We start from the raw sequence: 14635 nt of genomic DNA on the forward strand, positions 1-14635 counted from the left end.
ACGCGTAGCGCTGGCAGAACTCGACCCAGGCCGGGACCGCCCGGGCCTCGCCGGCGGCGGCGGCCGGCACCGTCGCGGCCGGCAGGGCCGCGAGGGTCTGGGCCTGGGCCCCGCTCACCGCTGTCGCGACCAGCACGGCGAGCCCCGCGCGCAACCGACCGAACCCGCTCCTGCGACCCGTGTTGCGCATCGTCCCGCACCCGTTAAGCTTCCGTTAAGAGTTGGTCGCACGGGAGCGGGGCGCCGGCAATCCGAGAGTTAAAGAAAGGTTAACGGCCGCCCGGGCCTCACGGCGGCGCTTGTTCTCGCGCGGCGGCACCTTCTCACGCCGCGGCGCTTCCTCTCATGCCGCGGCGCTTCCTCTCATGCCGCGGCGCTTGCCGCCCGCAGGCAGAGGTCCCGCTCGGCACGCCAGAGATCCGCGTAGGCGACGTCCCGGCACTCCGGGAACCAGGGCCCGCCGTTGGTGAAGTGGATGGCGTTTGGCGGGGAGGGGGGCGGGTCGTACTCGCCCTCGAGGAAGTTCCAGGTCACGGGCAGGCCGCCGATCGCGGCGTCGGCGACCCATTCGAGCCGGTGGAGATGGGCCGGGCTCCGCTCGTTGACGACCGCCGGGGTCAGCGCCCGGACCGCCGGGTGGGCGCCGTTGAACAGGAGGAACGACGACCAGTTCTTGCGCGGGTAGGCGGACTGGACCTGGCCGTCCATCTTGCGGGTCCTGCGCGGGGTGTAGGCGTGCTTGACGCAGTGGACCGCCATCGACGGGTCGAGGCCGGCGACGAGGCGCCAGATGTCGGCCGTGAGCAGGAAGTCGCAATCGACGAACAGGCTCCAGCCGTCGTGGGCGGCCAGGTGCGGGGTGAGGAAGCGGGTCAGGGAGAACTCGGTCGTCGCGCCCGCGTCGTCGGGGCGCGCGTAGAGCCCGAGCTCCCGCAGGCTCCGCAGCCTGAGGGGGTGGATGGCGACCGGCGCCGACGCGTGGCGCAGGATCGAGTGCCGGCAGACACGCCAGGCGATGTCCTCCCGCGGATCGTACCCGACGTAGATCTTCAGGCCTCTCGTCATCGGCGAGTCCCCGCGCGCGCTTCGGTGTGACAATCGCAGGATGTATACGAAAAGCCCCCATGAGCAACGGCTGCATGGCCTGCGGGATCAAGTCCCGGCCAGTCGAGGCGGCGCGGCAACGGGCCCGGAGGCCCCCGGCGCGCCGATCGCCCGGGCTCCCGGCGCCGCCCCGCATGATGGGCGCGGGGCGAGCGGCCCCTGCCGAGGCGGCCTCGTCTTCGCGGCGCGGAGCGATGGACGGGGGTGCCCCGCGCCGCCCGGGCAGGAACCTTGCGTCAGACCGCCGCGACGACGGTCCGCGCCGCGCCCCTCGTCACGCCTGTCTTCACCCGCGCCGCCCGGCCGTGTACGACCGCCCCGGGTGCGGGCCGGCGGGAGCGGGCCCGCGCGCGGCGGGGTCGTGTGCCACATGAAGCGGCTGATCGTGTTCCTGATGAACCTCGTGCAGGACGTCAGCGTCTGCCGGCCGCTGATCCGGCTGGTGCGGGACGAGGTCGAGGCCGACATCCTGCTGCTCTACACGGACGCCTTCCTGAAGCGCGACGCCAACGCGATCTGGCTGCCCGAGCTCCAGGAGATCGCCGCCGCCGCCGGCGCCGAGACCGCCGAGATCGCGGGCCCCTACGACGCGGTGCGCCGCCTGGGCGGCCGGCGCGGCCTGATCGTCGCCGCGAGCGAGACCGACCTGCCGGCGCACCAGATCTGCCACGACGTGTTCCTGTGCAGCCCTCCGGGATTCCTGAGGGTAACGCTGCAGCACGGCTTCGAGTGCGTCGGGTTCATGCACAACCGGGCGCACGATCGGGCACATGGCGCGCATGTCGGCTTCGGCGCCGACGTCGTGGTGGGCTGGACCGAGGGCGACCGCCTGTTCTCGATGCGCCCCGACCAGCGCCAGAAGCTGTTCGTGGCGGGACCGCCGGGCCTGATCCCCGGGGCGCCCGGGATGGGCGGCGCCCCGCCGGCGCCGCGGCCGCCGCCGCGCCGCGGGCTCGTGTGCGAGAACCTGCACTCGGTGCGGCTCGCCGGCGCCTCCCGGCGCTCGTTCCTCGACATCCTCGGCGATTTCGCCGCCGAGGCGCAGGCGCTCGACGTCGCCCTCGACCTGCGCTCGCATCCCGGAGGGCGCTACCTGCAGCGGACCGGCGCGGCCCCGCCCGAGGGGGTCCGGCTCAACACCCTGCCGCTCTACAAGCAGACGCTCGGCGAGTTCGCCTTCGGGATCTCCGCCCCGTCGAGCATCGTCCTGGACCTCATGTTCGCCGACGTGCCGGCGGCGTTGTGGCAGGACGCGGACGAGCCCCTCGACCTGTCGAACTACGCGGGCCTGCGGGTGATCGGCGGGGCGGATTCGTGGTGGGACTTCGCCTTCGAGGCGCTGACGGACCCGGCCGGCCTGATCGCCGGGCAGCGGGCCTTCCTGGCCTCCCTCGGCATCCCGGCCGACGTCAGGGGCCGCTACCTCACGCTCCTGCACGCGACCCGCTAGGCCCGGGACCGCTGCCGGCGCCGGGTCGGCGCGAGGCGCGTGTCGCATCGGGGGCCCTGGAGCGGCACCCGGGCACGGCGCCGGCAAGCACCGCCCTAGACCCGCCGCAGGGCGAACGCGGCGATCAGGGAGGCGACGAGGAGCGTCGTGGCGACCGGGGCCGCCGATCCGTCGTGCCAGGAGGCCACCGCCAGCGTGAACAGGGCGCCGAAGCCCATCTGGAGGAAGCCGTAGAGGCTCGAGGCCGAGCCGGCGGCGTGGGGATCCACGTTCATCAGCCCGGCGACGGCGTTCGGCCCCAGGACGCCGATGCCGACGGCGTAGACGACGAGGGGCGCCAGCAGCGTCGTCACCGACAGCTGGCCCCCCAGGTCGAGGCCGAGGAGCGCCAGCGCCGAGGCGAGGCACAGGAGGTTGCCCCCGCGGGCGGCCTGCCGGATCGGCACCCGGCCGGCGAGGCGCCCGGCCACGGCCGAGCCCACCACCATGCCGAGCACGACGACGAGGCAGTCCAGCCCGACCTCCTGCGAGGAGCGCCCGAGCCGGTCCACGAGCAGGAACGGCGCCACCGCCAGGAAGGCGTAGAGGCTCGTGCCGGCGCAGGCCCCGGCGACCACGTAGGCCCGGTAGACGGGGGCGCGCAGGAGCCGCAGGTAGGCCGCCGCGACCGCGCCGATCCCCGGCAGGGCGACGGGCTGGCGGTTCGTCTCCGGCAGGGTGAACACCACGAGCGCGCCCAGGAACGCCACCAGGGCCGCCAGGACCACGAACACCGCCCGCCAGCCGAAGGCCTCGTTCACGACGCCCCCGATGGCGGGGGCGAGCGCCGGGGTCAGGGTCATCGCCATGGTGAGGATCGCGATCTTGCGCGCGGCATCGACGCTGGTCGAGACGTCGCGCACCATGGCGCGCCCGAGCACCAGCGAGCCGCAGGCCCCCAGGGATTGCAGCACCCGCGCGGCGATGAGGACGCCGATGCTCTGCGCCGGGATCGCCAGGAGCAGCCCCACGAGGTAGAGGGACAGCCCGGCGATCAGCACCGGGCGCCGCCCGAAGCGGTCGGAGAGCGGCCCGTAGACGAGCTGGCCGCAGGCGAGCCCGACGAGGTAGAGCGTGATCGTGAGCTGCGCGGCGACCGGCGTGGTGCCGAGGTCGGCCGCCGCGGCCGCGAGCGCGGGCACGAAGATGTGGAGCGCCACGGTTCCGGTCATCGTCACGGCGACGAGGAGCGGCAGCGACGCTCGGCCGGCACGCGTCAGGGGAAGCTTCATCGGGGCTTGGTCGATCCTGGGCGGACGGGACGTCCGTGTGTACGGCCGGCCCGCTTTCAAGAGCCATGCCGCCTCGTCATGACAGGGCCCGGCGCGCCGCTCGCCCCGGGCGTCGGGAGGCGGCGCCCGCCGGCACCCGGTCCCGGGCGGCGCTCAGCCCGGCCCGGCCCTGCGGTGCAGCAGGTTCAGGATGAGGGCGGTCCAGCCGGTCTGGTGCGAGGCCCCGAGGCCGCGGCCGGTGTCGCCGTCGAAGAACTCGTGGAACAAGAGGTTATCCTCGGCCTCGGCTCCCGGGGGCGCCTGCGCGGCCTCCCCGAAGATCGGCCGGCGCCCGGCCGCGTCCCGGGCGAAGAGCCCGATCAGCCGCTCCTCGAGCGCGTCCGCGATCGCGCTCAGCGAGAGCCGGGTGCCCGAGCCGGTGGGGTACTCGACCAGAAAATCGTCGCCGTAATAGGCGTGGAAGCGCCGGATCGCCTCGATGATCAGGTAGTTCATCGGCATCCAGACCGGGCCGCGCCAGTTGGAGTTGCCGCCGAACATGTTCGAGGTCGATTCCGCCGGGTCGTAGCGCACGCTGAACGAGGCGCCGAACGCGTGCAGGGAGAAGGGCTGGTCGCGGTGGGCCTTGGACAGGGAGCGCACGCCGTAGGGGGACAGGAACTCGCTCTCGTCGAGCATGCGCCGGAGCAGGGCCTTCATGCGGTGCCCGCGCAGCAGCGACAGGAGCTTGCGGTCGCCGACGCCGCCCTCGGTCCAGCGCGAGACGAGCCGCGCCAGGTGGGGCCGGTTCTCCAGCACCCAGTGCAGGCGCCGGGCGAAATCCGGCAGCCGCTGCAGCATCGCGGGATCGATCACCTCGACGGCGAAGAGCGGCACCAGCCCGACCATCGAGCGGACCCGCAAGGGGATCATCCGCCCGTCCGGCATGTCGACCTCGTCGTAGTAGAACCCGTCCTCCTCGTCCCAGAGCCCGACGCCCTCCCCGCCCATGTCGGTCATCGCCTCGGCGATCAGCAGGAAGTGCTCGAAGAACTTGGAGGCGGTGCTCTCGTAGACGTCGTTGAAGAGCGCGAGCTCGAGGGCGATGCGCATCATGTTCAGCGCGTACATGGCCATCCAGGCGGTGCCGTCCGCCTGGTGCACGATGCCGAAGCCCGGCGGCGGCCGCGAGCGGTCGAACACCCCGACGTTGTCGAGGCCGAGGAAGCCGCCCTGGAAGACGTTGCGGCCCGTGGCGTCCTTGCGGTTCACCCACCAGGTGAAGTTGATCAGGAGCTTGTGGAACACCCCCTCGAGGAAGGCGAGGTCGCCGCGCCCGCCGCGCCGGTCCCGGTCGATCTCGAACACCCGCAGGGTGGCCCAGGCGTGGACGGGCGGGTTGGTGTCGCCGAACTCCCACTCGTAGGCCGGGAGCTGGCCGTTGGGATGCATGTACCACTCGCGCGTGAGGAGCAGGAGCTGGCTCTTGGCGAAGCCCGGGTCCAGGAGGGCGAGGGGCAGGCAGTGGAAGGCGAGGTCCCAGGCCGCGAACCAGGGATACTCCCACTTGTCGGGCATCGACAGCACGTCCGCGGCGGCGAGGTGGCGCCAGGTCGCGTTCCGGCCCCGGGCGCGCTCCCGCGGCGGGCGCGGCTGGAGGGCGTCGCCGTCGAGCCAGCGGCGCACGTCGTAGCGGTAGAGCTGCTTCGACCAGATCAGGCCCGCGGCGGCCTGCCGGACGATGCGGCGGCGGTCGGGCTGCGCGGTGCCCTCGGTCAGGGTCTCGTAGAACGCGTCGGCCTCGGCGATGCGCCGGCGCAGCACCGTGTCCTCGGCCTCGACGGGGCGCGGCACCGCGCCGGCCGAGAGCCGCAGGCGGATCCGCGCCGTCTCGCCGCCCGCGAGCCGCACGACGTGGTGGAGGCCGAGCTTCGTGCCGTGCGTGGACGAGACCGCCGCCGCCTCGCCCGCGACGATCCGGTCGTTGATCCCGTCCTTGAACGGGCCCGGGGCCTCGGCCTGCCCGCCGTGCCGGCGCAGGTTCGTGTCGTTCTCGCAGAACAGGAGCTCCGGGCTGCCCGAGTAGGCGAGCTGGTAGGTCCCGAGCCGCGGGTGCTCGCACGTCACCCCGCCCGCCGCGCGGGCGAGGAGCCGGGGCCGCCACGGCACCGCCTCCTCCTGCCACGACCAGATGTTGCGGAACCAGACCTGGGGCACGAGGTGCAGCACCGCCGGCTCGCTCCCGCGGTTGACGGCGGTGACCCGCACGTGGACGTCGTCGACGTCGCCCTTGGCGTACTCGACCGTGACGTCGAAGTAGCGGTCGCCGTCGAAGAGGCCGGTGTCCCAGACCTTGGGCTCCGGGTCGTCGCGCCCGCGCCGCAGGCTCTCGGCGAGGAGCGCGTCGTACGGGTAGGCGGCGTGCGGGTACTTGTAGAGGTACTTGAGGTAGGCGTGGCTCGGGACGGCGTCGAGGTAGTGGTAGACCTCCTTGACGTCCTCGCCGTGGTTGCCCTCGTCGTTGGTCAGCCCGAACAGGCGCTCCTTCAGGATCCGGTCGCGCTCGTTCCAGAGCGCGAGCGACAGGCACATCAGGCCGCGGTCGTCGCTGATCCCGGCGATGCCGTCCTCGCCCCACCGGTAGGCGCGCGAGCGGGCATCCTCGTGCGACAGGAACCGCCAGGCGTTCCCGTCGCGGCTGTAATCCTCGCGCACGCTCCCCCATTGCCGCTCGCTGAGGTAGGGACCCCAGAGCGACCAGGCGCGGCCCCCCGCCGCCTGCTCGGCGATGCGCCGCCGCTCGGCCCAGGGATCGACGTCGCCCGCGCCCGTCTCGTCAGGTTGCATCGTGTGACCAGAGCCCGCCTCGTTCGGGAGGCGGCGCCGTGCGGGCACGCGCCGCCGCGGCCGCCCCGCGACCCCGCCGGCGCCGATCCAAGACTCGTGCCGGGAGGCCTCGTGCCGGGAAGCCTCGTGCCGGGAAGCCTCGTGCCGGGAAGCCTCGTGCCGGGAAGTCGCGCGCCGCGAAGACTCGCGCCGGCAGGACGCGCGCCGGCGGCCTAGCCGGCCGGCAGGCCGGGATCGATCCCGTAGGCACCCGCGACCCGCGCGAGGTCGGCAAGGGTGTCCGCCGGCAGGTCCAGCCCGTCGCGCCGGTTCGCGGCGTCGGCCCTGGCCTCGATCTCGCCCGGGTAGAACACCGCCTCGGCACCCTCGGCCAGCGGCACCGCCCTCATCTCGGCGATGAACGCCTCCATGCGCGCCCCGAAGGCCTCGAGGGGCTGGATCCTGGCGATGTCGAGCGCGATGGCGAGGTGGCCGGCCCCGCTGCGCGCCCGCGCCTGGTAGGGCCCCGCGACCCCCGACCCGAAGGCGCTGCCGGTGAGCACGCCCGAGAGCATGTCCATCACCACCGAGATGGCGTAGCCCTTGTGCCCGGCCATCGGCAGGATCAGGCCGTCGATGGCGGCCTGCGGGTCGGTGGTGGGCCGCCCCGACGCGTCCATGGCCCAGCCCTCCGGGATCGCCTGGCCCTTCTGGCGGGCGAGGTAGATCTTGCCGCGGGCCACCGCCGTGTTGGCGATGTCGAGCACCAGCGGCGCGTGCCGGCCGGCCGGGGCCGCCCAGGACCACGGATTGTTGCCGAGCGCCTTCGCGCGCCCGCCCCACGGGGCCATGGCCGGGCTCGCGTTGGTCGACAGGAAGCCGACGCAGCCCGCGCGGGCCGCCATCAGGGTGAAGTACATCGCGGTGCCGAAATGGTTGGAGCGGCGCACCGCCACCGCGCCGATGCCGTGCGCCCCGGCGCGCGCCACCGCCTCCGCCATGGCGCGGGCCGCCGTCACCTGGCCCATCGCCTCGTGCCCGTCGATCACCGCGAGGCCCCCGGCATCGACCACGATCTCGGGGCGGGCGCGCGGATCGCACGCACCGGCCGCGAGCCGCGCGGCGTACCAGGACAGCCGCATCAGCCCGTGCGACTGGTGGCCCCAGAGGTCGGCCTGCACCAGGGTGTCGGCGCAGAGCTGCGCGTCGTCCTGGCGCATCCCGGCACCGGCGTAGACCGCCGCCGCGAGGTCGCGCAGGCGATCGGGCGAGAGGCGCGTCGTCATGGTCGGTCTCCGGATCCTCCTTGGGAGCGGGCGCCGGGGGGCCGTGCGCGCCGGCGCCGGGTCCTGCCGCGCGCGGGGCCGCGCCGGTCGGCCGGGCGCCGCCGGCCGGGCCCTACGCGGCGAGGCGCTCGGCCGCCCAGGCGATGTGCGCCTCCATGAAGGTCGAGATGAAGTAGTAGGAGTGGTCGTAGCCCTCCCGCATGGTGAGCGCGAGGGGGATCCCGGCCTTGCGGCAGGCCTCCTCGAGCAGCCACGGCCGGAGCCCGTCCTGCAGGAAGCCGTCGGCGCTTCCCTGGTCGACCAGGAACTCGGGGAAGCGGTGCCCGTCCTCGATCAGCGCGGTGGCGTCGTAGCGCCGCCAGCCGGCCGGATCGGCCCCCAGGTACTTCTCGAAGGCGGGGCGCGACCACCCAGCGGTCGAGGGCTGCACGATGGGCGCGAAGGCCGAGCACGAGCGGAAGCGCCCGGGATTCCGCAGGGCGACCGTCAGGGCGCCGTGGCCGCCCATGGAGTGCCCGAACACGCCCTGGCGCGCCATGTCGGCCGGGAAGTTCGCCGCCACCAGGGCCGGGAGCTCGTCGACGACGTAGCTCCACATCCGGTAGTTCCGGTCGTAGGGCGCCTGCGTGGCATCGACGTAGAAGCCCGCGCCGCACCCGAACTGCCAGTTGTCGGGCTCGTCCGGCACGCCCGGGCCCCGCGGGCTCGTGTCCGGCGCCACCAGGATGACGCCGCGCTCCGCCGCCACGCGCCGGTACTCGCCCTTGTCCATGACGTTCGCGTGCGTGCACGTCAGCCCGGACAGGTACCAGAGCACCGGCACCGGGCCCGAGCGCGCCTGCGGCGGCACGAAGACCGCGAACGTCATGGGGCAGCGCGTGGACGCGGCGTCGTGCCGGTACACGCCCTGAACACCGCCGTGCGAGAGGGCCTGCGAGATCGTGTCCATGCCGCCGTGATCTCCACCTGAACCGGAACGCATCTCCGTCCGGCCGCGCCGGCGACCGCCGGCGCGGCCGCGCCGTCAGTACACGACGACGGAGCGGATTGACTTGCCCTCGTGCATGAGGTCGAAGCCGTGGTTGATCTCCTCGAGCGGCAGCGTGTGGGTGATCAGGTCATCGATGTTGATCTTCCCCTCCATGTACCAGTCGACGATCCTGGGGACGTCGGTGCGGCCCCGGGCGCCCCCGAAGGCCGAGCCCTTCCAGACCCGGCCGGTGACGAGCTGGAAGGGGCGCGTCGCGATCTCGCGCCCGGCCTCGGCCACGCCGATGATGATCGATTCGCCCCAGCCGCGGTGGCAGCATTCCAGGGCCTGGCGCATCACGTTGACGTTGCCGGTCGCGTCGAACGAGAAGTCGGCGCCCCCGCCCGTGACGTCGAGGATCGCCTGCACGACCTTGTCGGTCCCGATCTCGTTCGGGTTGATGAAGTCGGTCATGCCGAACTTCTCCGCCATGGCCTTCTTGTCGGGGTTGATGTCGACGCCGACGATCCGGTCGGCCCCGACCATGCGGGCGCCCTGGATCACGTTGAGGCCGATGCCGCCGAGGCCGAACACCACCACGTTGGCGCCCGGCCAGACCTTGGCGGTGTAGATGACGGCGCCGATGCCCGTCGTCACGCCGCAGCCGATGTAGCAGATCTTGTCGAAGGGCGCGTCCTCCCGGACCTTCGCCACCGCGATCTCGGGCAGTACCGTGAAGTTCGAGAAGGTCGAGCAGCCCATGTAGTGGTAGACGGTGTCCGGGCCCGGGCTCGCGCCGGTCGCGGTGCAGCGGAAGCGGCTGGTGCCGTCGGGCATCACGCCCTGGCCCTGGGTGGCGCGGATCGCGGTGCAGAGGTTGGTGCGCCGCGACAGGCACGATTTACAGTTGCGGCATTCCGGGGTGTAGAGCGGGATGACGTGGTCGCCGGGCCTCACCGTCGTGACCCCGGCGCCGACCTCGCGCACGATGCCCGCCCCCTCGTGGCCGAGGATCGCCGGGAACTTGCCCTCGGAGTCGAGGCCGGAGAGCGTGTAGGCGTCGGTGTGGCAGATCCCGGTGGCCATCACCTCGACGAGCACCTCGCCGGCCTTGGGTCCCTCGATCTCGATGGTCTCGATGGTGAGAGGCTTCCTGGCCTCCCAGGCCACGGCTGCACGCGTCTTCATGTCGGCTCCAACTCGATCGTCGCGCCCGGCCGCCGGCCGCCGGCCGGCCTCGACCCGGGAGGACGGCGGCCCGGGCGGCCCGCGGCCCGGAATCGCCCTGATGCGGCCAAACGAGACCCGTCGCAACGGGGGCCCGGCGGAGACTTTAGTCCATCCCGCCGCCCCGCGCGCGCCGCGCCCGCGTGACGCACCGGCGGTCCCGGGGGCAGCGGTCCGCCGCCGTTCCGCTAAGGTGGAGGCGCGGCGCCGGACGGACGCGCCCGGCGCCGCGCCGGTGCGGCGCCGGGCCAGTGAAGGGGGACCGATGCGCGGATCGCGATGCGTACTCGTCGGGGCGCCGGTGCAGGCCGGGACGGGCCGCCGCGGCTGCGACATGGGGCCCGGCGCCTACCGGGCCGCCGGGCTCGCCGAGGCGATCGGCGACCTCGGCTTCACGGTCGCGGACGCGGGCGACCTCGCCCCCTCGCCCTGGCGGCCGGCCCCGCACCCCAATCCCGCCGTCCGCCACCTCGCCGAGGTGGGGGGCTGGACCGCGACGCTCGCCGAGGCGGCGGACCGGCTCGGGGCCGAGGGCCTGCCGATCTTCCTCGGCGGCGACCACTCCCTGTCGGCCGGCACGATCGCCGGCATGAGCCGCCGCGCCGCCGCCGAAGGCCGCGCCCTCTTCGTGCTCTGGCTCGATTCCCACCCGGACCTGCACACCCTCGACACCACGACGAGCGGCAACCTGCACGGGGTGCCGATGGCCTACGTCACCGGCCGGCCCGGCTTCGAGGGCTACCTGCCGCCCCTCGCGGTGCCGGTCGACGCCCGCAACGTCTGCATGATCGGGCTGCGCAGCGTCGACCCGGCGGAGCGGGTCGCGCTCAAGGCGTCGGGCGTGACGGTCCACGACATGCGGGCCATCGACGAGGAGGGCATCGCGCGCCCGCTCGGCGCCTTCCTGGACCGGGTCGCGGCCGCGCACGGGGTCCTGCACGTGAGTCTCGACGTCGACTTCCTCGACCCCGGCATCGCGCCCGGCGTCGGGACGACCGTGCCGGGGGGCGCCACCTTCCGGGAGGCCCACCTCGTGATGGAGCTCCTGCACGACAGCGGCCTCGTGCGCAGCCTCGACCTCGTCGAGCTCAATCCCTTCCTGGACGAGCGCGGCCGCACCGCCCTCCTGATGGTCGACCTCGCCGCCAGCCTCCTCGGCCGGCGCGTCCTCGACCGGCCGACACGGAGCTTCTGACGATGCCGCCCGCCCTCAACATCGTGCCCTTCGTCAGCGTCGACCACATGATGCGGCTCGTCCTGGCGGTCGGCATCGAGCGCTTCCTGACCGAGCTCGCCGGCTTCATCGAGGAGGATTTCCGGCGCTGGAGCGCGTTCGACAAGACGCCCCGCATCGCCTCGCACAGCCCCGACGGCGTCATCGAGCTGATGCCGACGAGCGACGGCACCACCTACGGCTTCAAGTACGTCAACGGCCATCCGAAGAACGTCCGGGCCGGCCGCCAGACGGTCGCCGCCTTCGGGGTCCTGGCGGACGTGGGCAACGGCTACCCGATGCTCCTGACCGAGATGACGATCCTGACGGCGCTGCGCACCGCCGCGACCTCCGCCCTCGCCGGGAAGTACCTGGCCCCGCCGGGCGCCCGCACCATGGCGCTCATCGGCAACGGCGCCCAGGCCGAGTTCCAGGCCCTGGCCTTCAGGGCCCTGGTCGGGGTCGACCGGCTGCGGCTCTACGACATCGATCCCGCGGCGACCGAGAAGTGCGTGCGCAACCTCGCGGGCCTCGGGTTCGACCTGCGCCGGTGCGCGAGCGTCGCGGCCGCGGTCGAGGGCGCCGAGATCGTCACCACCGTGACGGCGGACCGGCAGAACGCCACGATCCTGACCGACAACCTCGTGGGCGCAGGCCTGCACATCAACGGGGTGGGCGGGGATTGCCCCGGCAAGACCGAGCTGCACCCGGACGTGCTCCTGCGCTGCGCGATCTTCGTCGAGTACGCGCCGCAGAGCCGCATCGAGGGCGAGATCCAGCAGCTGCCCCCGGATCACCCGGTGACCGAGCTGTGGGAGGTGATCACCGGGCGGGCGCCGGGGCGGCGGGATGCCGGGCAGACGACGCTGTTCGACTCGGTCGGGTTCGCGGTCGAGGATTTCTCGGCCCTGCGCTACGTTCGCGAGAAGCTCAGGACGCACCCGTTCTACGCCGACCTCGACCTGCTGGCGGATCCGGACGAGCCGCGCGACCTGTTCGGGATGCTGCTGCGCGCGGGCGCGGGGCCGGGCCGGGACTGAGGCGGGGGACCATGGGCGAGCGGCGGCAGGCGGGCGAGGCTCTGATCGTCGCGGGCGTCCGGATCAGCAGCCCCGACCGGGCCCAGTACCCCGAGGCGGGGATCCGCAAGCGCGATCTCGTCGCCTACTACGAGCGCGTCGCCGAGGCGATGCTGCCGCACCTGCGCGGGCGGCCCCTGACCCTGGTCCGCTGCCCGCGCGGCCTCTCCGGGCGCTGCTTCGTCCAGCAGCATGCCGCCCCGGGGTTCCCCGACGCGGTCCGGCGCCTGCCCGTCGCCGAGGCGTCCGGCGCGACCCGGGAGCACGTCTACGTGGAGGACCTCGCCGGCATCCTGTCCTGCGTGCAGATGGGCGTCCTCGAGTTCCACGGCTGGGGCTCGCGCGCCCACGCCCTCGAGGCGCCCGACCGGCTGGTGCTCGACCTCGATCCCGACCCGTCCGTGCCGTTCCGGGGCGTGGTGGAGGCCGCGCGGAGCGTCCGCGCGCGCCTCCTCGCGGACGGCCTCGCCTCCTGGCCGATGCTGTCGGGCGGCAAGGGCGTGCACGTCGTCGTGCCGGTGGCGGGGGCCGGCTGGCCGGCCCTCCGGCGCCTACGCCCGCGCGGTCGCGCAGGCCCTGGAGGCGGACGCGCCCGGGCGCTTCACCGCCGGGCCGGCGAAGGCCGCCCGCACGGGGCGGATCTTCGTCGACCACCTGCGCAACGAGCGCGGCCAGACCGCCGTGATGCCGTTCTCGACCCGCGCGCGGCCGGAGGCCCCGGTCGCGCTGCCCCTCGCCTGGGACGCGCTCGAGGCGATGGACGCGGGCCCCTCCCTCACCGTCCGGGGGGTCCTCGACGCCGGCCTGCCCGCGGCCGCGCCCTGGGCGGACGTCCCCCAGATCCTGCCGGAGCATTGCGGCGGGCGCCGGTAGGGCGCCCGGCGCGCGTCGGGAGCGGGGCGGCGGCGTAGCAGCGGCCTGCGGGGCCGCCCCTGCTGCGGGCGGCCGCCCGAGGCGGGCCGCCCGCCGCCCGAGGCGGGCCGCTCGCGGGAGCCCTCACGCGGCCGCCTCCCGGCCCGGGGCCGGGCGCAGTGGCAGGGTCGGCAGCCAGGCGGCGCCCTCCCTCGCCAGGTACTCCCAGAACGCCTGGGCGGCCGGGCTCAGCACCTTGTCGGCGCGCCGCACCGCGAACCACTCGCGGCGGATCGGCAGGCCCTCGACGTCGAGCAGCACGATGCGGCGGCTCGCGACCTCCGCCGCCACGGTGTGGCCGGAGATCAGCGCGATCCCGAGGCCCGCCATCACGGCCTGCTTGATGGTCTCGTTCGAGCCGCTGTCGATGCCGAGCCGGGCGCGCTTGAACATCACGCCCGCCATGTACTCCTCGAACACCGTCCGGGTGCCCGAGCCGTATTCCCGCACCAGGAACGGCTCCTCGGCCACCTCCGCCCGGGTCAGCCCGGTGCGCCCGGCGAAGCGGTGCCCGGGCGCCGCGATCACCACCAGCGGGTGCGGGCCGATGGATTCGGCGGCGATCGGGAAGTCCCGGGGCGGGCGCCCCATCACGGCGAGGTCGACCTTGTAGTCCCGGATCGCCTCCAGGGTGGCGCCCCGGTTGCCGACCACGAGGTCGATCTCCACCGCCGGATGGCCGTGCGCGAAGCCGCCGATGATCTGGGGCGCGAAGTACTTCGCGGTGGAGACCACCCCGATGGCGACCCGGCCGCCGCTGCCGCCCCGCAGGGCCTTCAGCCGCTCGGAGCAGGTCTCCAGCACGGTGTTGATGCTGTCGGTCGCCCACAGCATCTCGCGCCCGGCATCGGTGGGTTTCAGGCCCGCGTTGGTGCGGTCGAACAGCAGCAGCCCGACCTCGTCCTCCAGCGCCTTGATCCGCGCGGTGAGCGCGGCGGGCGTGACGTTCAGCTCCTTGGCGGCCCGCGTCATCGTGCCGAGGCGGGCGATGGCCGCGACGGCGTGAAGCTGCTTCAGGGAGAGGTTCCGCATGCGGTCCTGCACCGTTCGCCTCCCGGGATGCTCACTTTTCCTGAACGCCGCCACAAGGGTCTTCACATTCCCTTGTCCCGGCGCGCATCCCGTACTTCGGGCCAAGGTGACAGCGGGGCCCGGGCGGGTACTCTGCGGGCCGTCTCCCGCCGGGCCCGGGACGATCCGGCGGCCCGGGGCGCCTCCCGCGCGGGGCACGGGGGCGGCCGCCGGCCCGGGGCCGCGGGCACGGAGGCGGTCCGCGGGGCGCGCGACGGCGCCCCGGCGGACGGGCAGGGCGTCTTGG

Annotated in this window: 11 protein-coding genes and 1 pseudogene; 5 read left to right on the forward strand and 7 right to left on the reverse strand. The window is 74.0% G+C overall.

The features are described from left to right. Nucleotides 1–363: 363 nt before the first annotated feature. A complete protein-coding gene (locus DT057_RS30165; RefSeq protein WP_128565750.1) occupies nucleotides 364–1065 on the reverse strand; it encodes a glycosyltransferase in 702 nt (233 codons plus the stop codon). A 409-nt stretch (nucleotides 1066–1474) separates the two neighbouring features. Here DT057_RS30165 and DT057_RS30170 point away from each other — a divergent pair, with 409 nt between their 5' ends. Beyond that, nucleotides 1475–2554 (forward strand): hypothetical protein, encoded by a 1080-nt coding sequence (locus DT057_RS30170; RefSeq protein WP_128565751.1) that lies wholly within the window; start codon nucleotides 1475–1477, stop codon nucleotides 2552–2554. A 95-nt stretch (nucleotides 2555–2649) separates the two neighbouring features. On the opposite strand, the gene DT057_RS30175 is transcribed toward DT057_RS30170, so the two are convergent. The 5 genes from DT057_RS30175 to DT057_RS30195 form a co-directional block, all read right to left on the reverse strand. Beyond that, on the reverse strand, nucleotides 2650–3825 hold the full coding sequence (locus DT057_RS30175; protein WP_128565752.1) for a multidrug effflux MFS transporter: 1176 nt from the start codon (nucleotides 3823–3825) through the stop codon (nucleotides 2650–2652). Nucleotides 3826–3978: 153 nt separating this feature from the next. Continuing rightward, complete coding sequence (locus DT057_RS30180) at nucleotides 3979–6651, reverse strand: MGH1-like glycoside hydrolase domain-containing protein (protein ID WP_128565753.1); 2673 nt, start codon at nucleotides 6649–6651, stop codon at nucleotides 3979–3981. Nucleotides 6652–6863: 212 nt separating this feature from the next. Beyond that, nucleotides 6864–7916: an Ldh family oxidoreductase gene (locus DT057_RS30185; protein ID WP_128565754.1), complete on the reverse strand. Its 1053-nt coding sequence runs from the start codon at nucleotides 7914–7916 to the stop codon at nucleotides 6864–6866. Nucleotides 7917–8028: 112 nt separating this feature from the next. Beyond that, on the reverse strand, nucleotides 8029–8865 hold the full coding sequence (gene fghA, locus DT057_RS30190; RefSeq protein ID WP_128565755.1) for an S-formylglutathione hydrolase: 837 nt from the start codon (nucleotides 8863–8865) through the stop codon (nucleotides 8029–8031). 75 nt (nucleotides 8866–8940) lie between these two features. Next, nucleotides 8941–10074: an S-(hydroxymethyl)glutathione dehydrogenase/class III alcohol dehydrogenase gene (locus tag DT057_RS30195; protein WP_128565756.1), complete on the reverse strand. Its 1134-nt coding sequence runs from the start codon at nucleotides 10072–10074 to the stop codon at nucleotides 8941–8943. Nucleotides 10075–10378: 304 nt separating this feature from the next. Here DT057_RS30195 and rocF point away from each other — a divergent pair, with 304 nt between their 5' ends. From rocF to ligD (DT057_RS37580), 4 genes and pseudogenes are all read left to right on the forward strand, one after another. After that, entirely contained in the window at nucleotides 10379–11308 is a 930-nt protein-coding gene (gene rocF, locus DT057_RS30200; protein WP_128565757.1) for an arginase, read from the forward strand. Between the two features lie 2 nt (nucleotides 11309–11310). Continuing rightward, a complete protein-coding gene (locus DT057_RS30205) occupies nucleotides 11311–12366 on the forward strand; it encodes an ornithine cyclodeaminase (RefSeq protein WP_128565758.1) in 1056 nt (351 codons plus the stop codon). Nucleotides 12367–12377: 11 nt separating this feature from the next. Next, nucleotides 12378–12917: pseudogene (gene ligD, locus DT057_RS37575) on the forward strand (non-homologous end-joining DNA ligase LigD); the annotation flags it as partial. A 64-nt stretch (nucleotides 12918–12981) separates the two neighbouring features. Continuing rightward, nucleotides 12982–13278, forward strand: a complete 297-nt coding sequence (gene ligD, locus DT057_RS37580) for a non-homologous end-joining DNA ligase LigD (protein WP_368859443.1) — start codon at nucleotides 12982–12984, stop codon at nucleotides 13276–13278. Nucleotides 13279–13401: 123 nt separating this feature from the next. Here ligD (DT057_RS37580) and DT057_RS30215 read toward each other — a convergent pair whose 3' ends face one another. Next, nucleotides 13402–14349 (reverse strand): LysR family transcriptional regulator, encoded by a 948-nt coding sequence (locus DT057_RS30215; protein WP_128565760.1) that lies wholly within the window; start codon nucleotides 14347–14349, stop codon nucleotides 13402–13404. Between the last annotated feature and the right edge of the window lie 286 nt (nucleotides 14350–14635).

Source organism: Methylobacterium crusticola (assembly GCF_003574465.1).
Lineage (GTDB): Bacteria > Pseudomonadota > Alphaproteobacteria > Rhizobiales > Beijerinckiaceae > Methylobacterium > Methylobacterium crusticola.